Origin of the sequence: Pseudonocardia benzenivorans CB1190 (assembly GCF_000196675.2) — a bacterium.
Classification (GTDB): domain Bacteria; phylum Actinomycetota; class Actinomycetes; order Mycobacteriales; family Pseudonocardiaceae; genus Pseudonocardia; species Pseudonocardia benzenivorans.
In genome coordinates this window covers 5,693,700-5,713,730 of the sequence record NC_015312.1, presented here as the reverse complement: position 1 = coordinate 5,713,730, position 20,031 = coordinate 5,693,700, and the positions used below count along the sequence as shown (strand labels likewise).

The window sequence follows — 20,031 nt, the reverse complement described above, 5'->3', positions numbered from 1 at the left end:
CGCCGTGGTCTCTCAGCTGCGGTTGCGCAGGCTGCCCGCGAGGAGCAGCACCCCGAGCAGGACGGCCGCGCCGGCGAGGAGCCAGCGGGCGTCGAACCCGGTGAACCAGAGGCTGTTCCCGGTCAGCGCGCTCCCCGCGACGCCGAGGCTCAGCAGCCCGACGACCAGGCACAGCAGGTCGGGGAACCGCCGCGCCGGGGTGCGGGTGGGGCGGCCGGTGGTCGTCCCCGTCGTCTCGTCAGCCACGATGCACCTCCACGTTGCCCAGACCCGCGTGCAGGTCGAGGACGATCGGCCGGCCGGACCGGATGCCGTCGGCACCCAGGTCGTCGACGACGTCGATGCGGGCGCTGCTGCCTCCGCTCTCGCGGTTGCCGAACTGCACGTGCCCGACGCCCGCATCGGCGTGGACGGTGACGTCGGCGTTCGCGGGCACCCACACCTCGAGGTTGCCCATGCCCACGTCGACCCGGGTCTCGACGGGCGGGACCGGTGGAGCCGGCGGGGCGGGCGGCGCCGGGACACCCGGGTCCTGCGGCAGCGCGGTGGCGCCGACGCCAGCGGGGACGGACAGGTCCAGCCCCCGCAGGTCGAGCTCGATGTTGCCCGCGGCCCGTTCGTAGGACGGCGCGAGCATGTCGACCGATACCGGTCGCACCTCGGTGTTGCCCACCCCGCCGCGCAGCGAGTCCGTCGGGACCTGCATGGCGCCCCACGTCAGCAGGCACATGATCAGGGCGAACGGGATGATGCCGCGACCGGCGCGGACGAACGCCCCGACGACCAGACCGGCGCCCAGGATGCCCAGGACGATCGCGAGGAGCGTCGGGAGCGACATCAGGTTCGTGCCGCCCAGCAGCAGGGCGCCCAGCACACCGCCGGTGACGAGCGCGACGGCCAGGGTGACGGCCGTGACCGGCGGTCGGCGTCGCGGCGCAGGCGGCTCGGGAGCAGGCTCCGGTGCCGGCTCTGGCAGGTCCCACGCGAACGGCGCGGCGCCCAGCGGGTCCCACGACGGCGGCGTCGGCTTCGGCTCGCCCGTCACCGGGTCGAGCTCGGTGGTCTCCTGCTCGGCGGTCGTGCCCTCCTTGCGGAGGTTCACCGTCTGCGGGTCGTGGGCCGCCGGGGCCGGTGCGTGCGGGCCCGCCACGCCGCGGCCGCCGCGCGAGCGGTGCAGCAGGAACAGCAGGCCGAGCGCGATGATCGCCGGCCAGATGATCCCGCCGTCGTGGCCGAAGATCGCGCCGGTCCCGACGACCGCTGCCACGATCAGGGCGATCAGGAGCCCGGGATGCGGGCGCTTGCCCGGCTTGGTGGCCGCGGCGGCGCCGTCGGTCGGGTCGTTCTCGTCGGCCTCCGGGAGCAGCACCCAGCCCGCGATGTAGAGGGCCGCGCCGATCCCGTACAGGGCCGCCACCACGAACCCGACACGCACGAGCACCGGGTCGATGTCGTAACGCCGGGCGATGGCCGCCGCCACCCCTGCGACCTTGCGGTCGTGGCGAGGCCGCGCAGGGCGCGTCTCCCACATCTCCCGCAGCGTCGACTGCACATCCGTCCCGTTCATCGCTCTCCCTCGCCCCGCGGTCCCGGCGTGTCACGTGGACGCTGCGCCGGTCCGCTCGCAAGCTCGCTCATGGCTTCCCCCTCCATGGGCACCAGCCTCCCGCGTGGCGGGCGCGCGCCCATCCGGGACGACCCTGAGGTCCCCCGGAGGTCGTCCCCGATGCCCCGGGGCCGTCCTGCGTGTGACCATGGTGTCGTGAGTCAGCCAGCTGCGACCAGCGGCGCGCCCGCCGTCCCGGCGCGGGGCCCGTTGGAGCGACGCCGCTCGGGCCGGCTCGTCGCCGGTGTCGCGGGCGGCGTGGCCGACCACCTGGGCATCGACGTCATCTGGGTCCGGGCCGCCTTCGTCGTGCTCGCCGCCATCAACGGTGCGGGCGTCGTGGGTTACGGCCTGCTGTGGGTGTTCGTGCGCCAGGAGAGCGCCGACGTCCAGCGCGTCACGACCAGGCGGGAGCGCCAGCAGGCCATCGGCCTGGCCGCGCTGGGGCTGGGCGTCGGTCTGGTCGCGGCCGCGCTGGGGAACTCGGTGATCGGCTGGATCGTCGGACCCCTGGGCGTGGCCGCGCTGGGTGCGGCCGTCGTCTGGCGCGAGGCCGACGAGGCGCAGCGCCGCCGGTGGGCCGCGGGCGCGCGGTCGGGCGTGACCGGCGCGGCGGGCGGCGGCCGGACCGCCCTGATCCGGGTCGTCTCGGGCGCGCTGTTCGTCGCGCTGGGCATCGCGGTCTTCCTGATCGGCAACATCAACCTCGGCCAGGTGCAGTTCGGGCTGCTGGCCGTCGTCGCGACGATCGTCGGGGTCGCCGTGCTGACCGTCCCGTGGTGGGTGCGGCTGGCCCGCGACCTGGGCGAGGAGCGCCGGCAGCGCATCGTCGAGGCCGAGCGCGCCGAGATCGCCGCCCACCTGCACGACTCGGTGCTCCAGACCCTGGCGCTCATCCAGCGGCAGGCCGAGGAGCCGCGCGAGGTCCTGCGGCTGGCCCGCGGCCAGGAGCGCGAGCTGCGGCACTGGCTCTACGGCCCGCAGGGCTACGGGCGGGGCAGCAGCGGCGGCGGGGTCAAGGCGCCCGCACTCGACGAGGGGCTCGCCGAGGCGCTCACCAAGACGGCGGCCGAGGTCGAGGACACCTACGCCCTCACCGTCAGCCCCGTGCTCGTCGGTGCCGACCGGCCCCTCGACCCGGACCTGCGCGCGCTCGTCCTCGCCGCGCGCGAGGCCATGGTGAACGCCGCCAAGCACGCAGGCGTCGACGAGATCAGCGTCTTCGTCGAGATCGAGCCCGACGAGGTCAACGTCTTCGTCCGCGACCGCGGCAAAGGCTTCGACCCCGACGACGTCCCCGCCGACCGGCACGGCGTCGCCGACTCGATCAAGGCGAGGATGGCCCGGCACGGCGGACGCGTACGGTTGCGCAGCACCCTCGGCGAGGGCACCGAGGTGCACCTCGCGATGGATCTGGCGACCGACCCGGCGACCGGCACGACGACAGGTGACGACGACGCTCCCGCGCCCGACGCGGCGCGGGAGGACGAGCAGGAGGCCCAGCCGTGAGCGACCCGCAGGACGCGGCCACCCCCGACGGCACGATCTCGGTGTTCCTCGTCGACGACCACGGGCTGTTCCGGGCCGGTGTGCGCGCGGAGCTCGACCGGGGCGTCCCCGACGTCGAGGTCGTCGGGGAGGCGGGGTCGGTCGACGAGGCCGTCGCCGCGATCCGGCACCTGCGGCCCGACGTCGTGCTGCTCGACGTGCACATGCCCGACGGCGGTGGCGCCGAGGTCCTGCGCCGGATCCGTCCGGAGTGCCCCGACGTCGTGTTCCTCGCGCTCAGCGTGTCCGACGCGGCGGAGGACGTCATCGCGGTCATCCGCGCAGGTGCGCGCGGGTACGTGACGAAGACGATCTCGGGCCGCGACCTCGCCGACGCCGTCCGCCGGGTCCACGGTGGCGACGCCGTCTTCTCCCCGCGGCTGGCCGGCTTCGTGCTCGACGTCTTCTCCGACCGGCCCGGCGCCGCCCCTCCCGGCGACCCGGAGCTCGACCTGCTCACCCGTCGTGAACGCGACGTCCTGCGGCTGCTGGCGCGCGGGTACGCCTACAAGGAGATCGCGGGCGAGCTGTTCATCTCGGTGAAGACCGTCGAGACCCACGTCTCCAGCGTGCTGCGCAAGACCCAGCTCTCCAACCGCTACGAGCTCTCCCGCTGGGCCTCGGACCGCAGGCTGGTCTGACCGACCCTGGCTGCTCCGGGGCCCGGCCGGCCTCGTGCGGTGCCACTCGCAAGGCGACCCGGGGCCGCCCCGGCTGGCGGTGGGTGATCATCGAAACCGGGACGTGGACGCGGTCGGTGGCGCTCATGTCCCGAGGATGGCGATCACTGCGTGGGCGGGTGTGTGGCAGAGGGTTCGTGCTGTCGTGCTGAGCCAGGTCGCGGTGATCGTCGAAAGCGGGATCAGAGCGCAGTCGGTGGCGTTCATGTCCCGGAGACGGCGATCCCCCTTGGGCGGAGGCAGGCGGGTGCAGGGGATTTGCCGGGTCAGGCCGTCCGGGCGGAGTGATCATCGAATAGGGGCCTGAGCGCGATCGGCGGCGCCCATGTCCCGGAGACGGCGATCATGACATGGGCGGGGCTATTGCGGGGGCAGGCGCTGGCGAGGCCGCCGGATCGCCGTGATCATCGAAGCAGGGACCTGAGCGCAGTCAACGGCGCTCATGTCGGAGATGGCGATCAGTGCATGGGCTTCGTGATCGGCCGGGCAGCCGGGCTGCAGTGATCATTGACGCAGGGTGTCAACGGCCAGCTTGATCTCCCCGCTGGCGGCCAGTAGTTCTCCCCACTGGTGGCCAGATACTTCTCCCCGACGGCGGCCAGATATTTCCCCGCCTCGGTCGTGCGTGGTCAGCTCAACGGGCTCACCCCCTTGCCGGCGGTGGCTTGTGCGAGCCGGTAGCTGTCACCGTCGGTGACGACGATGTGGGCGTGGTGCAGGAGCCGGTCGACCGTGGCGGTGGCCAGGGTCTTGGGCATGATCTCGTCGAATCCTGACGGGTGCAGGTTGCTGGAGATGGCCAGGGAGCGGCGTTCGTAGGCGGCATCGACGAGCCGGTAGAACCCTTCCGCGGCGTCCGGGCTGACCGGCAGGAGCCCGATGTCGTCGACGATGATCAGGTCCGTGCGGATCAGTCTCGCGAGTGCGCGGGTGATCGAGTCGTCGGCGCGGTGACGACGCACGAGGGCGCCGAGGTCTTCGATGGTGAACCAGGCCACGGTCATCCCCGTCTCGACCGCGGCCTGACCGAGGGCTTCGCAGAAGTGGGACTTCCCGGTCCCGGACGGCCCGCAGACGCAGAGGTTCTCCCGCCGGCTGACCCACTCCAGCGAGGTGAGGGCGTCTTGGGTGGGGCGCGGGATGCAGGACGCGCCCGCGTCCCAGTCGTGCAACGTCTTGCCGGCGGGGAACCCAGCTCGTTGGCGGCGGGTGCGCAGGTTCGTCGCGTCGCGGCCGGCGGCTTCCTCGGCCAGCAGCACCCGGACGAGCTCGGCATGGTCCCAGCGTTGTGCTCGCGCGGTGGGCACGAGTTCGACGAGGTGGCGGCGGATGTGGGGCAGCTTCAACCGCCGCGTCAGCGCGACGGCCTCGGCGAGCGGGTCCCCGCCCGATGCCGGCACTGATCCGGTGGCCGCGTTCATGACGGCCCTGCCGGGTCGAGCCCTGCCGGGTCGAGCCCTGCCGGGTCGAGCCCTGCCGGGTCGAGCCCTGCCGGGTCGAGCCCTGCCGGGTCGAGCCCTGACGGGTCGGTTTCGGGTGGTGGGGTGATGCCGAAGCCGGACCAGGCGGAAGTGCCGGGTTGCAAGCTGTGGTCCTCGCTGGCGCGGATGGTGGGCTTGTTGACGTTGCGGCCGGCTTGGTGGGCGAGGATGCGCAGGACGTCGTTCTCGGCGAACCGGCCCGCGACCGCGGCCGTGCCCAGCGCGCGGTCGACCTCGCCGGGTGGGTGCAGCTTCGCCAGCGCGACCGCTTCGGCCATCTTCCGGCGCACCCCGCGCGCACCCGCCCCGGCCGCCTCGACCAGCCAGGACGCTGCGCCCGGGCCGAGCGCCAGGAACTCGGCCTCCGCGGCACTGCCCGCGCGTGGGGTGCGTTCTCCGGCGGCGTTCGCGGCCGTGGTGGGTGGCGGGTAATGCTCGTCGCGGATCGAGGGCGTGCCCGGCGTCGAGCGGGCATGGCGGGCGACCTCTGTGGGGCCGCTGCCGGGTCCGTGCCCCTCCAACGGGGCATCGACGGCGGTGATGACCAGGTCGTCGCCGTGGAACCGGACCCAGACTCGAGTGTCGACCAGCTGATGCGGCACCGAGTAGCGCACCCCGTCGACCGAGACGGTGGCGTCCCAGTTCACCCGCCGGGTCGTGCCGAACGCGACGGTGAACGGCCGATCGGGCAACGGATGCAGCCGGGTGCGTTCCTCGGCCAACGCCTCGACCGGCGGGCGGCGGGTCTCCCGATGCGGCCGCGCGTTGACCTGCTCGCAGAAGCTTCGACACGCCGTCTCAAGCTGAGCGAAGGTGCGGTACTCCTCGAGCAGGTTCGCCGCGGTCGGGACGAGGTCGGCCTTGGAGATCCGCACCGTCGCTTCGGACCCGCCCTTGGACTGCGGGTCCGCCGGCACGCAGGTGCGGATCGTCATCCCGTAGTGCCGCCCGACCGCGACGATCTCCGGGTGGCGCACCGCGATCCCCGCGACATGATCGACCGACACGGTGCGTTCGTTGTCGGTCAGCGCGTAGGTCGGCACCCCGCCCAGCCGGCGCAGCGTGGTGTCGATGCAGGCCACGATCGTGGGCAGGGTGCGGTCGAAGACCGCGAGCACGACCCGGAACCGCGACCAGGCCAGCCACGCGCACCACAGATTCGTGCGGCGCCCGGCAACGCGGGGGCCCTCGCCCCAGTCCCACTGCAGCCACAGCCCCGGCTCGACCACCCACGGCCGAAACACCCGCCGCTGCCCGGCCCGCAGCCGGGCCTTCACCTGCGCGACGGTGCGGCGGGTGGTGCGCTCCCCGCCGGTGAAGCCCATCGCGAGCAGCCGCTCGTGCACCACGTCGGCGCGCACCCGCCCGTCGGAGCGCACCACCAGTTCTTCGATCTTGTCCAGGTACTCATCGATCGGTCGTGCCCGGTGCTCGCGAGCGACCGGGGGTTGACCGGCCTCCCGCAGCGCCACATAGCGGGCGACGGTGTGGTGATCACAACCGGCCAACTCCGCGGCGGCGCGGTAACTGCCCGTGAGGTCGAACGCCTCCAGGATCTCCATGATCTCCTCGTCTCGCTTCACCGGCAGACCCTCACCACCGGCATCGGATGCTTGATCACCGGGGAGATATCTGGCCGCCAGCGGGGAGATCGCTGGCCATCAGTGGGGCGGTAAATGGCCGCCTACGGGGAGTTTGGACTGGCCGCTGTCAACAGGGACCTGGGCGCAGTCTGCTGCGCCCATGTCCCTGGAACCGCGATCACCGCATGTTCGGGCGTCTCGGCAGGGCCACGCGATCAGCCCGGCCGCCCGGCCGCGTGATCATCGAAACCGGGACGTGAGCGCAGCAGGTGGCGCCCATGTCCCGGAGACGGCGATCACCGCACAGGGAGGGCGGGTGGCCGGGCCCCGCGGAACCGGGCCGAGCACCGGGGATCGGCGGAACAGGGATGAGCGCAGTCGGTGCGCTCACTCCCTCCCTCGGCGATCACCGGGCGGGACACCGATCAGGTACAGGTCGCCGAGCAGGCGACCCGAGGTTCAGGGGGTCATCGACGACCGGTCAGGCCGCCGAGAAGCCCGCCGACGGTCTCACCAGCTCCCTCGACGACGCCCTGCGCGCCGCGCCCGACGGTCTCGACGACGGACTGCTGCGTGCCGCCCGCAGGTGCGGGGTTGGACGGCTTGAGCGCCGCGACGACGGGTGCGACCGGCGGCAGGACCTTCGTGACGGTGTCGGTGACCGGGGCGGCGAGCTCGAGGACGGGCTTGGTGACCGGCTCCGCTGCCTTCGTGACCAGGCCGCCCGCCGCGCCGACCGTCTTGCCGAGGCCCTTGCCCGCGCCGTCGACCGCGCCGGCGACGCGGTCGGTGACCGGCTTGAGCGGGGTCTGGCCGCCCACCTGCTCCACCACCTGGGAGACGGGGTGGGTGACGCTGTCGACCGTCTGCTCCAGGACCGGGTTGTTCTGCGGCGTGGTGACGTCGCTGGGTCGCGTCGAGCTGTTCCCGCCCGGGCCGCCCGTACCGCCGCCAACGCCGGGCGTGGTGGCGCCACCGGCACCCGGGGCGACGCCACCCGGGGCGCCCGTGCCGCCGCTGCCGAACAGGAGGCCGCCGGTGCCCCCGGCGCTGCCGCCCGTACCGCCACCGAACGCGGCGGCCTGCGGCGAGCCCGAGGGCAGTGAGGACGGGAACGCCACGTTCATCCATGACGTCGGAGCGCCGACACCCGCGTTCAGCGCGTTGCCTCCGCCGGAGGACGGCAGCGCCGCGGCGGCCCCGTCACCGGGGATGCCGCGGCCGGGGAAGCTGCCGTCGAGCTGGTCCTGAGCGGCCGAGGAGTTGGAGGCCGCGTCGGTGAGGACGGCGGCGCCGAGGACGCCGCCGATCGTGAGCATGGCGGCGGCTGCGGCCGTCGTCTTGCGCCGCCCGGCGGCGCGCTTCGCGGCGAGCTCGTCCGCGGACTTCTCCGCGCGGCTCGCCCGGGGCTTCAGGGGGCGGTCGAAGGAATGCGGGGCGCGGCCTTCGCGGCGGAGCAGGCTGCCGACGGAGACGTATTCGGGCTCGCGCGGTTCGGGAACGGCGGCCGGATCGGTGGTCACGTCGTCGTTGTCGGCGTCAGCCGCAGGAATGTTGCGCCGCAACAGCTCTCCGACAGAGACGAAGCTCGGCTCCTGACGAGAGCCACGACGCTGAGCGAACGCGACCACGATCTGTCGTCCTCCTTCGGGTGAAGTGACCCGACCACAATTACCGGACGCACAGAATGTTCACCAAGTGCTACTCGCCCGCTCATCGACAAGGCGCTGAAAGCGCGATTTCCGCTCACCGACTCCCGGCGACCGTTGAGCCGTTGGTCGCAGTCCGCAGTCGATCACTCACGCGCCCGGCGGTCGCTGCGAACGGCCAGGCAGTGGCGGACTCTGGACCGTTCGTCCCGCCGCCCCCTGGGTCGATCGGCACGATTCGCCGAGCGGTGCCTCCGAACGGCCGCCGTCGAGGGCGCCGAAAGGACCTTCCGCCCGAGGACCACCCGGTCGGGGGAGATCACGCGTCGCGACCGCTCGGACGGCCTGCGTGACCGTCGGTCTACTGCGAACGGCGCAACCGAGCGCGCGTGACGCCGCGCGCCCGATCCTGCGTGGCCGATCCCCTGCGGCCGATCCAGCGCAGCCGATCCCCCGGCCTGGCCGACCAGGGGCGGCCAATCCTGCTGAGTCGATCCCCGTGCGGCCGACCCCGTGCGGCCGCCGAACCCGTGCGGCCGCCGAACCCGTGCGGCCGCCGAACCCGTGCGGCCGCCGAACCCGTGCGGCCGACCCCGTGCGGCGGGCCGGTCAGCGCGGCAACTGGCCGCGGAACTCGCGTCGCGTCGCGTCGAGCGCGCCCTTCGCCGCGACGCCCGCGCCGCCGGCGAGCAGGATGCCGATGATGTCCGGCACGACCCCACCCGTCGTGAAGAGCAGGCCGATCAGCGCGACGAGCGCGGTGCCGCCGGCGACCTTCCACCGGCTGTTGACGTAGTCGCTGGTGGCGCCGCCGGACAGGCCGCGCTCCTTCGCACTCTTGTTGAGCATCGCGAGGTATCCGACGTGGCCGAGCGCCACGAGCGTTCCCACGAGCGCGATGACGAAAGCGACGATGCCGAAGACGGTCCCCATGACTCCACTGTGCCACCGCAGAGGCCGCCGGTGGCGGGATTTCGGGTGGTCCGGGCGTCAGCGTCCGCCGAGGCGTCCGCGGCCGAGGCGCAGCAGGAGCATCGCGAGCTCGCGGCCCTCCTCGCCCAGCTCGCGGAACCGGGCGAGCACGTGGATCTCGCGGCTGTAGACGATGCGCGGGCCGCCGCCCGCCATCCGGACGGCACCGATGCGCCGGGAGACGTCGGTGCGCTCCTTGACCAGGCGCAGGATCTCGGCGTCGAGCCGGTCGATCTCGCGGCGGAGCGCGTCGATGTCGGTGGCGTCGTCGGTGTCGGCGGCGGGCTCGGTGTTCACGGACATGTTCTCCTCCTGGGTGCGCGGTCCACCGGCCCGTGACATGCAAGCGCCCCGGGTCCGATGGACTCCGGGGCGTCGGGGCTCTGTTGCGTCAGGCGGCGACGGGGACCGGAATCCGGTACCCGTAGAAAAATCGCGAGGCGCTGACCGACACGCCGACGAGTTTGCCACACGCACGCCGCGGCACGCACCGTCGTCCCTCGCCGGTACCGTGTTCGAACGATGAGCGCGCTGTTCGAACTGCCGTCCGAGAACCCGGCCCGTCCGACGACGGAGCGGGGTGCCGCGTTGCTCGAGGGCCTCAACCCCCGCCAGGTCGAGGCCGTCACGCACGCGGGCTCACCGCTGTTGATCGTCGCGGGGGCGGGCTCGGGCAAGACGCGGGTGCTCACCCACCGGATCGCCTGGCTGCTGGCCGAACGGCACGTGCACCCCGGCGAGATCATGTCGATCACGTTCACCAACAAGGCCGCGGCCGAGATGAAGGAACGCGTCGACGCGCTGGTGGGCAGGCGGGCCAACGCCATGTGGGTGTCGACGTTCCACTCCATGTGCGTGCGCATCCTGCGCCGGGAGGCCAAGCACCTCGGCGTGCGCAGCGCGTTCTCGGTCTATGACGCCGACGACTCGCGCAGGCTCGTCGGCATCGTCGCGCGCGACCTGGAGCTCGACCCGAAGAAGTTCTCCGCCCGCGGGCTGGCGGCCCAGATCTCCAACCTCAAGAACGAGCTGCTGTCCGCCGACGACGCCACCGAGCGCGCCGGGAACGACTTCGAGCGCCGGGTGGCGGAGGTCTACGTCGGCTACCAGTCGCGGCTGCGGCAGGCCAACGCGTTCGACTTCGACGACCTGATCATGGAGACGGTGTCGCTGCTGGCGCGGCTGCCCGCCGTCGCGGAGTACTACCGGCGCCGGTTCCGGCACGTGCTCGTCGACGAGTACCAGGACACCAACAAGGCGCAGTACGAGCTGGTCCGCCAGCTGGTCGAGCCGGCGAGCCCGGGCGCGGAGCCCGCCGAGCTGTGCGTCGTCGGCGACTCCGACCAGTCGATCTACGCGTTCCGCGGCGCGAGCATCCGCAACATCGTCGAGTTCGAGCAGGACTTCCCGAACGCCCGGACGATCCTGCTGGAGCAGAACTACCGCTCGACGCAGACGATCCTCTCGGCGGCGAACGCCGTCATCGCGCGCAACGCCAACCGTCGCGACAAGAGGCTGTGGTCCGACCAGGGCGACGGGGAGAAGGTCGTCGGCTACGTCGCCGACAACGAGCACGACGAGGCCTCGTTCGTCGCCGGGGAGATCGACCGGCTGGTCGACTCGGGGGAGTTCCGCAACTGCGACGTCGCGGTCTTCTACCGGACCAACGCACAGTCGCGGGTGTTCGAGGACGTGTTCCTGCGGGTCGGGCTGCCGTACAAGGTCGTCGGCGGGGTGCGGTTCTACGAGCGGCGCGAGATCCGCGACGCGCTGGCCTACCTGCGGGTGCTGTCCAACCCGGAGGACACGGTCAGCCTGCGGCGCATCCTCAACGTCCCGAAGCGGGGCATCGGTGACCGCGCCGAGTCGCTGGTCGCCGAGTACGCCGAGCGGCACCGCACGTCGTTCTCGCGGGCGTTGCGGATCGCCGCCGAGCAGCCGGAGGAGCTGCCGGCCTTGGCCACCCGGTCGCAGCGCAACATCGCCGAGTTCCAGCGGATGCTCGACGACCTGCGCGAGCTGGTCGACCGCGGCGACGACACGGCCGAGATCCTGGAGGCCGTCTACGGCCGCACGGGCTACGTCGCGGAGCTCGAGGCGAGCGACGACCCGCAGGACGGCTCCCGGCTGGAGAACCTCGCGGAGCTGGTGACGGTCGCGCGCGAGTTCGCGGGCGACGCCGCGGTCGCCGATCTCCTCGACGGCGGCGCCTCCGACCCCGACGGCACCGTCATCGGGTCGGGCGAGACCGCGCTCGACACCGACGACACCAACGCCGGCGCGCCCGCGCCCGGCTCGCTGGCGGCGTTCCTGGAGCGGGTCGCCCTGGTCGCCGACGCCGACTCCATCCCCGACGACGACTCCGGCATGGTCACGCTGATGACCCTGCACACGGCCAAGGGCCTGGAGTTCCCGGTCGTGTTCCTCACCGGCTGGGAGGACGGGGTGTTCCCGCACATGCGCGCGCTGGGGGACCCGGCGGAGCTGGCGGAGGAGCGGCGGCTGGCCTACGTCGGCATCACCAGGGCCCAGCAGCGGCTGTACCTGTCGCGGGCGATCGTGCGCACGGCGTTCGGGCAGCCGAGCGTCAACCCCGCGTCGCGGTTCCTCGACGAGGTGCCCGCCGAGCTGGTCGACTGGCGTCGCGAGGAGACCCGGCGGCCCGCGGCCCCGGTGGGGCGCTTCGGGTTCGGTCGCCGTCCGGGCGCGACCGACCGCGGCGACTGGCGGGTCCCCGAACGCACGCTGCAGCAGTCGACGATCAGCCTCGACGTCGGCGACCGGGTCAACCACGACAAGTACGGCCTGGGCACGGTCGTGGCGTCCGACGGCGCGGGCGCCCGCGCGACGGTGACGATCGACTTCGGCAGCTCCGGGACGGTGCGGCTGATGCTGATCGGCGGGGTCCCGCTGCAGAAGCTCTGAGCGGCGGCGGGACCGCGCGGACGGTCAGTCGTGCGTCGGCCCGTCGTTGCCCGAGCCGGTGACGCTGATGCCGCGGGCGGCGAGCCACGGCACCGGGTTGATCTTCGTGCCGTTGGGCGCCCAGATCTCGAAGTGCAGGTGCGGGCCGGTCGACTGGCCGCGGTTGCCCATCTCGGCGATCTCCTGGCCGGCGGTGACCTTCTGGCCGACCGTGACCAGGCTGCGGTTGATGTGGCCGTACACGCTGTGCGAGCCGTCCGGGTGCCTGAGCACGACCCACAGGCCGAAGCCGCTGGCCGGTCCGGACTCCTCGACGACGCCGTCGGTGACCGCGTAGATCGGGGTGCCGATGCTGTTGGCGAGGTCGATTCCGTAGTGCGTGACGCCCCAGCGGGCGCCGAAGCCGGACGTGAAGCGGCCGACGGTCGGCAGCACGTAGGCGGCGCCGTTCCACAGCACGCCCTCGGGCGCGCCGGCGGCGAGCGCCCGCTTGAGCAGGTTCGCCTGCTGGGCGATCTTCGCGCCGATGTCGACGGCCTTGGTGAGGTTGGCGACGTCGACGTCCTCGCCGGGGTCGAGCGACTCGCCCGGGGCCACGGACGCGAGCTGGGCGGCACCGATCGCGGGCAGTGCGCGGGGCGCGCCTGCGCTGGTCGCGGGGGCGGCGGGCGTGACGGTCTCCACCGGGATCATCGCGTTGGTCGAGAGGGTCGCGTAGGGCGCGTCGACCGGGTGTGCGGCGCTCCACAGCGACGCCAACGACTGTCCCGCGGCCACGACCGCGCCGGCCGCCGCGAAGGCGACCGTCGCCCGCCCACGGATGGACGGCGACGGAGGCGCCGGTAACCGGTGTCCTCCTGCAACCGCACGAGCGCCCGCGGGCGGGTGTGCGTGGAGGTCCTGGTCGGCGCCGCGTGGGGAGCGGTGGCGCGACAAGAACTGCCCTTCTCGATACCGATGAGGCAGCCCGTTGCACGGTCGGGGCGGGCAGGTCGGGTTGGGGAGACCCTCGGCGGAACCGGTTCGGGGCCGGCTCCGTCACCTGTCGTGACCCGTCCGTGACACGGACGTCGCGAAACTAGCGGGCTCCGCGGTGCCGGGGCAAATCCCCCAGGGGCGTGTGCGCAGGTGCACCCGAACGGGTTCAGGCGGGTGAGGATCGGTCACGCATCGTGGCATTCGTCGCCCGTCGGGAGCGCGACCTGCGAGTGAAGTGATCAGTGCGGGCGTCGCTGCGGGCGAGCGCCGTGGCCACCCAGTGCACCGTTCGCGGGTCGATCGGTAGTGAAAGGTGACCCACGTCACGCAGTTCGAGCTCCTCGACCCACAGGTCCGGGTGGGTCAGCCGCGCGTTGCCCTGCGGGACGACCATCTCGTCGAGGCGGCTCCACACGACGAGGAACCGGGTCCGGCACCGCGAGGCGGGCCCGGCCAGCTCGGTCAGTACCTCCGAGCCCGGACGCAGCTGGCGGGCGAGCGGCGTGGGCATCAGGTAGGCCGTCGCCGTCCCGGTGTGCGGGCTGCCCAGCGTCACCAGCGTGTCGACGGCCTCGTCGCCCCCCATCCGCTGCACGTAGTAGCGCGCGATCATGCCGCCGAGCGAGTGGCCGACGATGTGCACCTTCTCCGCGCCCGTCGACGCACGGACGTCCTCGACGGCCCTGCGCAGCTCGCGCGCCGCGTCGCGCAGGTCTCCGGTGAGAACGCCGTAGTTGACCGCGTGCACACGCCCGAAGCCCCGGCGGCGCAGCGCCCGGCCGAACACGCTGAACACCGAGCGGTTGTCCATGATCCCGTGCACCAGGATGATCGGCGTCCCCGCGGCCGCCACGTCGGACACGACGAGGCTGCGCATGCGGGGCGGGAGCACGTCGGTGCGGTAGTGGTCCGGGTCCTGCATCGTCTCGGCGATGAGGCCCAGCGGGTAGGACGCGACGTGCGCCACGAGCCAGGCGCTCTCGACCGCCATCCCGCGCAGCCCGCCCGGCGAGCCGAAGGTCCGGGCCGCGTAGCCGGCGGCGCGAGCGGCCTCCCGGGCGAGCGTCCGCGCCCCGCCGGCCGCGGTGGCCAGGCGGGCTCGCGCGCTGGGCGCCGACGCCATGGGGAGACGGTAGGTCAGAAACGCCCGTCCTGCCCATCGCGGACACCTCCCCGAACGGCGGCATCACGCGGTGTGAGCAGCCCCACCGGCAAGGTGACTGGTCTCACCGGCCCAGGTCAGGGACGGTGCGCTCCGCATGGCTAGGGTCCTGGGGCGAGAACACGGTCGAGTCCGATGGTCGGCGGCGGCGACGCGTTCGATCACGCGCCGGCCGCCTGCACACCGGAGTGATCAGGAGAGAGCCGAGTGGACCTGTACGAGTACCAGGCGAAGGAACTCTTCGCCGCACACGGAGTCCCGGTGCTGCCGGGCCGGACCGTCGAGACCGCGGACGACGCGGCCGCGGCCGCCGCCGAGCTGGGCACCGCGGTCGTCGTGAAGGCGCAGGTGAAGACGGGCGGCCGTGGCAAGGCGGGCGGTGTCAAGCTCGCCGAGAACGCGGACGAGGCCAAGGAGAAGGCCGGGGCCATCCTCGGCATGGACATCAAGGGCCACACCGTCCACCGCGTCCTGGTGACGACCGCCAGTGACATCGCCGAGGAGTACTACTTCTCGTTCCTGCTCGACCGCTCCAACCGCACCTTCCTGGCCATGTGCTCGGCCGAGGGCGGCATGGAGATCGAGCAGCTGGCCGTCGAGCGCCCCGACGCGCTCGCGCGCATCCCCGTCGACGCCATCGCCGGCGTCGACAAGGCGAAGGCCGACGAGATCGTCGCCGCCGGGAAGATCCCCGCCGCGGTCGCCGAGGAGGCCGCGCAGGTCATCGTCAAGCTGTGGGAGACCTTCGTCTCCGAGGACGCGACGCTGGTCGAGGTCAACCCGCTCGTGCGCGACCCGCAGGACAAGGTCATCGCGCTCGACGGCAAGGTCACCCTGGACGAGAACGCCGACTTCCGCCACCCCGACCACGCCGGTCTGGTCGACGAGCGCACCGAGAACGCGCTCGAGGCCAAGGCGAAGGCCAAGGGCCTCAACTACGTCAAGCTCGACGACGGCCAGGTCGGGATCATCGGCAACGGCGCGGGCCTGGTCATGTCGACCCTCGACGTCGTCGCGTACGCCGGCGAGAAGCACGGCGGGGTCAAGCCGGCCAACTTCCTCGACATCGGCGGCGGCGCGTCGGCCCAGGTCATGGCCGACGGCCTCGACGTCATCCTCGGCGACCCCGACGTCAAGAGCGTGTTCGTCAACGTCTTCGGCGGCATCACCGCGTGCGACGCGGTCGCCACCGGCATCGTCGAGGCCCTGAAGATCCTGGGCGACGCGGCCACCAAGCCGCTGGTCGTGCGGCTCGACGGCAACAACGTCATCGAGGGGCGCCGGATCCTCGACGAGGCCAACCACCCGCTGGTCACGCAGGTGGACACGATGGACAACGCGGCCGACAAGGCCGCCCAGCTCGCGGCTGCGGGGGCCTGATCATGTCGATCTTCCTCAACGAGAACAGCAAGGTCATCGTCCAGGGCATCACCGGCGGCGAGGGCACCAAGCACGCCACCAAGATGCTGGCGGCGGGCACGAACATCGTCGGCGGCGTGAACGCCCGCAAGGCGGGCACCACCGTCACCATCGGCGGCAAGGACCTCACGGTCTTCGGCACCGTCGAGGAGGCCATCAAGGAGACCGGCGCCGACGTCAGCGTCGTCTTCGTGCCGCCGAAGTTCGCCAAGGACGCCGTCATCGAGGCGATCGACGCGGAGATCCCGCTGGCCGTCGTCATCACCGAGGGCATCCCGGTGCACGACTCGGCCTACTTCTGGGCGCACGCCGTCGCGAAGGGCAACAAGACCCGGATCATCGGCCCGAACTGCCCCGGCATCATCAGCCCCGGCAAGTCCAACGCCGGCATCATCCCGGCCGACATCGCGGGCCCCGGCAAGATCGGGCTGGTGTCGAAGTCGGGCACGCTGACCTACCAGATGATGTACGAGCTGCGCGAGATCGGCTTCTCGACGGCCATCGGCATCGGCGGCGACCCGGTCATCGGCACGACCCACATCGACGCCCTCGAGGCGTTCGAGGCCGACCCCGAGACCGCCGCGATCGTCATGATCGGCGAGATCGGCGGCGACGCCGAGGAGCGGGCGGCGGCCTTCATCCAGGCCAACGTCAGCAAGCCGGTCGTCGGCTACGTCGCGGGCTTCACCGCCCCCGAGGGCAAGACGATGGGCCACGCCGGCGCCATCGTCTCCGGCTCGGCCGGCACCGCGCAGGCCAAGAAGGAGGCCCTCGAGGCCGCCGGGGTCAAGGTCGGCAAGACGCCGAGCGAGACCGCCGCGCTGATGCGGGAGATCATCGCGGGGCTCTGAGCGCCACCGCGTCGCGGCGCGGCGGCCCGCCGACGGTGGGTCCGCCGCGCCGGGTACCGTCGAAATCGATGTAGCAACGACGAGCGCGCGCAACGGGTGCGCCGAGGGGGACGTCGATGACTCAGCAGACCGAGCAGCCCGCGAACGCGGGTCTGGCCGGACCGGCCCGGCTCGCCGCGCTGGGCGTCGGCGCTCTCGGGATCGTCGTCTACCTGTGCTCCTTCTCCTCGGCGTTCCTGCTCTACCTCGTGCAGGGCCAGCAGCTGCTGATGATCGGTGGGCTGCTCGTCGCGGCCGCCGCGATCCGCCGCGGGCTGCTCATCCCCGGTGCGGTCGTCACGGTCGTCGGGGCGCTCGCTGTGCTGCAGGCCGTGCTGTTCGGCAACTCCGTCGCGGGCCTGCTCGGGTCGTTCGGCGGGTCGGCCGGTGCCTCGCTGCCCGCGATCATGATCGTCGTGCTCGTGCTGGCGCTCCTTCAGGCGGCGGGCGCCGTCCTGGTCGTGCTGTTCGACCTCGGCATCGTCAAGCCCCCGGCGCCCAGGCCGGCCACACCGCAGGGCTACGGCCCGCCGCCCGGCTACGGCCAGCCGGGGCAGCCCGGACCGCAGCCCTATGGCGGCTACCAGGGCGGATACGTCCAGCAGCAGCCGCCCGGGTACGCGCCGCCGCCGCCCTACGCCCCGCAGCAGCCCGCCGGCGGCTTCGGCCAGCCGCCTGCCCCGTCGACGTACGGGGCGCACGGCTGGGGTGGCAGCCAGCAGCCCACGGGCCCTCAGGCCACCCCGCCGGCCCCGCCGCCCGGCCAGTCCCCGACGGGGTCGCAGCCCGCCGGGTCGCCCCCTGCCGAGGCGACGCAGACCCTCTCCACCGGCGAGAACCGTCCGCAGACACCGCCGCAGCAGTAGGTGACCTGCACCAAGCCCGACGCGCCCGCCCGGCGTGCCTGACCGCCGACGACGCGCCGCGCTGAGAGTCTGGACCGCGTGAGCCGCCGAACCGCCCCGTCCCGAGGCCGGCCGGCCGAGGTCTCCGCCGGTGCTCGCAGGGCTCGGAGTGCCGACGTCGCCGGTGCGCGGACCCGCGGGCCCGACGGCCGCCGCGCCGACCTGCCCGGCGACGACGCTCCCGGGGCGGACGTGCTCGCCGCCGCCGCGGAGTCGCCGTCCGACGGTCTCGATCGGCTCCGGGTCCTGCTCGCCGCCGCGATGGGCACTGTGCTCGTCAGCTACGCCTTGCTCGTCCCGGCCGCCGCACTCGTCGTCCTCACGTCCGGATCAGGGATGTCCGTCGACGGCGCCTTCGCCGCCGCCATCCCGCTGTGGCTCGCCGCGCACCAGATCCCGCTGCAGGTCCAGGGCGCGCCGCTGAGCGTCCTGCCGCTGCTCCCGACGATCGTGCTGGTCCTCGTGATCGCCGGTGGGGCCCGCTGGGCGGTCCGGCGCCTCGGTGGCCGGCTGCGTACCGACGGCGGTGCCGTCCTCGCCGCACACGCCGGTGCCCACGCGGCGGTCGCGGTCCTGGCCAGTGCGCTCCTCCCGGCTGCGGCGGCCGTGTCCGTCGCGCCGTGGGCGGCGATGGTCGGGGCCGGTCTGCTCGCCGCGCTCGCCACCGGCGCGGGACTGCTGCGCGCCTGCGGGCTGCCCGCCGAGTGGCGCGCCCGCATCCCGTCGTGGGGTGGCGCGGCGCTGCACGGCGCCGCCGTCGGACTGGTCGCGCTCGTCGCGGCGGGTGCCGCGGTCCTCACCGTGGACATGGTCGTCCGGGCGGGCGAGATCCAGCGCGCCTTCGTCACGCTCGGGCCGGGATTCGGCGCTGCGCTCGGCACCTTCCTGCTCTCACTGGCCTACCTGCCCAACGCCGTCCTCGCGGGCGCGTCCTGGCTGTTGGGGCCGGGGGTCGTCGTCGGGACGGCGTCGGCGTCGCCGTTCGCGGTCAGCGCCGGCCCGCGGATGCCGTTCCCGCTGCTCGCGGCCATGCCGGACACCGCGCCCCCGGCGTGGGCGATCGTCGTCCTGCTCGTCCCGGTGGCCGTCGGCGTCACGGTCGGCGCGGTCTGCCGACGGGCCCTGGCCGACACCCCCGACGTCCGGACCCGGCTGCGGGCCACCGCCGTCGCCGCGGTCCTGCTCGTGCTGGTCGTCGTGGTCCTCGCGGTGTTCGCGGGCGGACGCCTGGCCGCCGGCCCCTTCGATCCGATCCGGTTGCGTCCCGAGCTGCTGGCGCCCGCGGTGCTGCTGTGGATCGGGGGGCCGGCGCTGCTGATCGCGACGTTCCAGCGGTCGGCCCCCGGAGCCGCCCTCGCCCGGCGGACCGGGAACGTCGACCTCGAGGAGATCGAGGACGACGACGAGCCGGGCGGCGAGGAATACGAGCCCGCCGGGTCCGCGACCGGCGACGGCGACGCGGTCCCGCAGATCGGGTCCGAGGATCTCGATCGCGACTCCGACGACTCCGACGACTTCGAGGACTCCGACGACTTCGAGGACGGCTCGGAAGGCGTCGAGCTCGAGTCCGGGAACGATGAGGTGGGCGAGGGGCAGGGCGCGCGCGGCGTCGACGGTGTCGACGGCGATCCCGGGGACGGCGATCCCGAGGACGACGATCCCGAGGACGACGATCCCGGGGACGACGATCCCGACGGCCGGTCCGACGCGGACGGGTCCGCGGCCGCCGCGGCGGGGGACGAGGACGGTGGCGAGGACGGTGGCGAGGACGGTGGCGAGGACCACGACGAGCCCGGCCGCCGCGCGATCGACGACGATCCGGTGCCGGCGGCCGGCGCCGCCGCCGTTGCCCCGGATTCACCCGTGGCCTCCACTGTCGCCGTTCCCGGTGATGACGCTGCCGGTGATGACGCTGCCGGTGATGACGGGCCCGGTGGCGAGGGGCCGGACGCCGAGGGGCCGGAGGTCGAGGCGCCCGGCAGGGGCCGTCGTGGGGTGATCCGCGGCAGGCTGCTGCGCCGTAGATCCGGCGACGACGACGCCCCCAGGGCGGCCGACCCGGACGTCGATGACGTGGCGGACGGCGAGGATGCCGACGAGCCCGCCGCCGCGCCGCGCACTGTCGCCGAGCTGGTCGCGCTCCGGGAGGCCCAGCGCCGCAACGGGTCCTGAGCGTCGGCCGGGACCTTCGCGCGGTTGCGACACCCGTCCGGGACGGGGCGGCGACGGTGTG

General features: G+C 73.3%; 16 protein-coding genes. 7 read left to right on the top strand and 9 right to left on the bottom strand.

Annotation, left to right across the window (positions count from 1 at the left end; all coding sequences use genetic code 11):
• Nucleotides 1–12: 12 nt before the first annotated feature.
• Together PSED_RS26845 and PSED_RS26840 are read right to left on the bottom strand one after the other, a co-directional pair.
• Nucleotides 13–246 (bottom strand): hypothetical protein, encoded by a 234-nt coding sequence (locus PSED_RS26845; protein ID WP_013677383.1) that lies wholly within the window; start codon nucleotides 244–246, stop codon nucleotides 13–15.
• Entirely contained in the window at nucleotides 239–1,567 is a 1,329-nt protein-coding gene (locus PSED_RS26840; protein WP_013677382.1) for a PspC domain-containing protein, read from the bottom strand. The genes PSED_RS26845 and PSED_RS26840 overlap by 8 nt, the downstream gene beginning before the upstream one ends.
• Before the next feature lie 159 nt (nucleotides 1,568–1,726).
• On the opposite strand from PSED_RS26840, the gene PSED_RS26835 reads away from it, so the two are divergent.
• Entirely contained in the window at nucleotides 1,727–3,115 is a 1,389-nt protein-coding gene (locus PSED_RS26835; protein ID WP_013677381.1) for an ATP-binding protein, read from the top strand.
• Nucleotides 3,112–3,795: a response regulator gene (locus PSED_RS26830; RefSeq protein WP_013677380.1), complete on the top strand. Its 684-nt coding sequence runs from the start codon at nucleotides 3,112–3,114 to the stop codon at nucleotides 3,793–3,795. The genes PSED_RS26835 and PSED_RS26830 overlap by 4 nt, the downstream gene beginning before the upstream one ends.
• A gap of 668 nt (nucleotides 3,796–4,463) precedes the next feature.
• On the opposite strand, the gene istB is transcribed toward PSED_RS26830, so the two are convergent.
• The 5 genes from istB to PSED_RS26805 all read right to left on the bottom strand — a co-directional run bounded on the left by istB (nucleotide 4,464) and on the right by PSED_RS26805 (nucleotide 9,822).
• Complete coding sequence (gene istB / locus PSED_RS26825; RefSeq protein ID WP_013672251.1) at nucleotides 4,464–5,255, bottom strand: IS21-like element helper ATPase IstB; 792 nt, start codon at nucleotides 5,253–5,255, stop codon at nucleotides 4,464–4,466.
• Nucleotides 5,252–6,898: an IS21 family transposase gene (gene istA / locus PSED_RS26820; protein WP_013677379.1), complete on the bottom strand. Its 1,647-nt coding sequence runs from the start codon at nucleotides 6,896–6,898 to the stop codon at nucleotides 5,252–5,254. Before istA ends, istB begins: the two co-directional genes overlap by 4 nt.
• Before the next feature lie 467 nt (nucleotides 6,899–7,365).
• Nucleotides 7,366–8,421, bottom strand: a complete 1,056-nt coding sequence (locus PSED_RS26815; protein WP_041760027.1) for a hypothetical protein — start codon at nucleotides 8,419–8,421, stop codon at nucleotides 7,366–7,368.
• Nucleotides 8,422–9,156: 735 nt separating this feature from the next.
• The gene (locus PSED_RS26810) at nucleotides 9,157–9,480 is read right to left on the bottom strand and encodes a hypothetical protein (protein ID WP_013677377.1); all 324 of its coding nucleotides are present in this window, start codon (nucleotides 9,478–9,480) and stop codon (nucleotides 9,157–9,159) included.
• Nucleotides 9,481–9,537: 57 nt separating this feature from the next.
• Nucleotides 9,538–9,822, bottom strand: coding sequence for a chorismate mutase (locus tag PSED_RS26805; protein ID WP_013677376.1), 285 nt, complete (start codon nucleotides 9,820–9,822; stop codon nucleotides 9,538–9,540).
• A 219-nt stretch (nucleotides 9,823–10,041) separates the two neighbouring features.
• On the opposite strand from PSED_RS26805, the gene PSED_RS26800 reads away from it, so the two are divergent.
• Entirely contained in the window at nucleotides 10,042–12,444 is a 2,403-nt protein-coding gene (locus tag PSED_RS26800) for a UvrD-helicase domain-containing protein (RefSeq protein ID WP_013677375.1), read from the top strand.
• Between the two features lie 24 nt (nucleotides 12,445–12,468).
• Here the strand turns inward: PSED_RS26800 and PSED_RS26795 are convergent, their stop codons facing one another.
• Both PSED_RS26795 and PSED_RS26790 read right to left on the bottom strand, forming a co-directional pair.
• Nucleotides 12,469–13,221 (bottom strand): M23 family metallopeptidase, encoded by a 753-nt coding sequence (locus tag PSED_RS26795; RefSeq protein WP_013677374.1) that lies wholly within the window; start codon nucleotides 13,219–13,221, stop codon nucleotides 12,469–12,471.
• A 367-nt stretch (nucleotides 13,222–13,588) separates the two neighbouring features.
• Nucleotides 13,589–14,545 carry an esterase/lipase family protein gene (locus tag PSED_RS26790; RefSeq protein WP_013677373.1) on the bottom strand — a complete coding sequence of 319 codons (957 nt, stop codon included), beginning with the start codon at nucleotides 14,543–14,545 and terminating at the stop codon, nucleotides 13,589–13,591.
• Nucleotides 14,546–14,791: 246 nt separating this feature from the next.
• Between PSED_RS26790 and sucC the strand changes: the two genes are divergently transcribed.
• From sucC to PSED_RS26770, 4 genes are all read left to right on the top strand, one after another.
• Nucleotides 14,792–15,964 carry an ADP-forming succinate--CoA ligase subunit beta gene (gene sucC / locus PSED_RS26785; RefSeq protein WP_013677372.1) on the top strand — a complete coding sequence of 391 codons (1,173 nt, stop codon included), beginning with the start codon at nucleotides 14,792–14,794 and terminating at the stop codon, nucleotides 15,962–15,964.
• 2 nt (nucleotides 15,965–15,966) lie between these two features.
• Nucleotides 15,967–16,854 carry a succinate--CoA ligase subunit alpha gene (gene sucD / locus PSED_RS26780; protein WP_013677371.1) on the top strand — a complete coding sequence of 296 codons (888 nt, stop codon included), beginning with the start codon at nucleotides 15,967–15,969 and terminating at the stop codon, nucleotides 16,852–16,854.
• Between the two features lie 116 nt (nucleotides 16,855–16,970).
• Nucleotides 16,971–17,759, top strand: coding sequence for a DUF5336 domain-containing protein (locus PSED_RS26775; RefSeq protein WP_013677370.1), 789 nt, complete (start codon nucleotides 16,971–16,973; stop codon nucleotides 17,757–17,759).
• Nucleotides 17,760–17,837: 78 nt separating this feature from the next.
• Nucleotides 17,838–19,970, top strand: coding sequence for a cell division protein PerM (locus PSED_RS26770; RefSeq protein ID WP_013677369.1), 2,133 nt, complete (start codon nucleotides 17,838–17,840; stop codon nucleotides 19,968–19,970).
• Nucleotides 19,971–20,031: the final 61 nt, after the last annotated feature.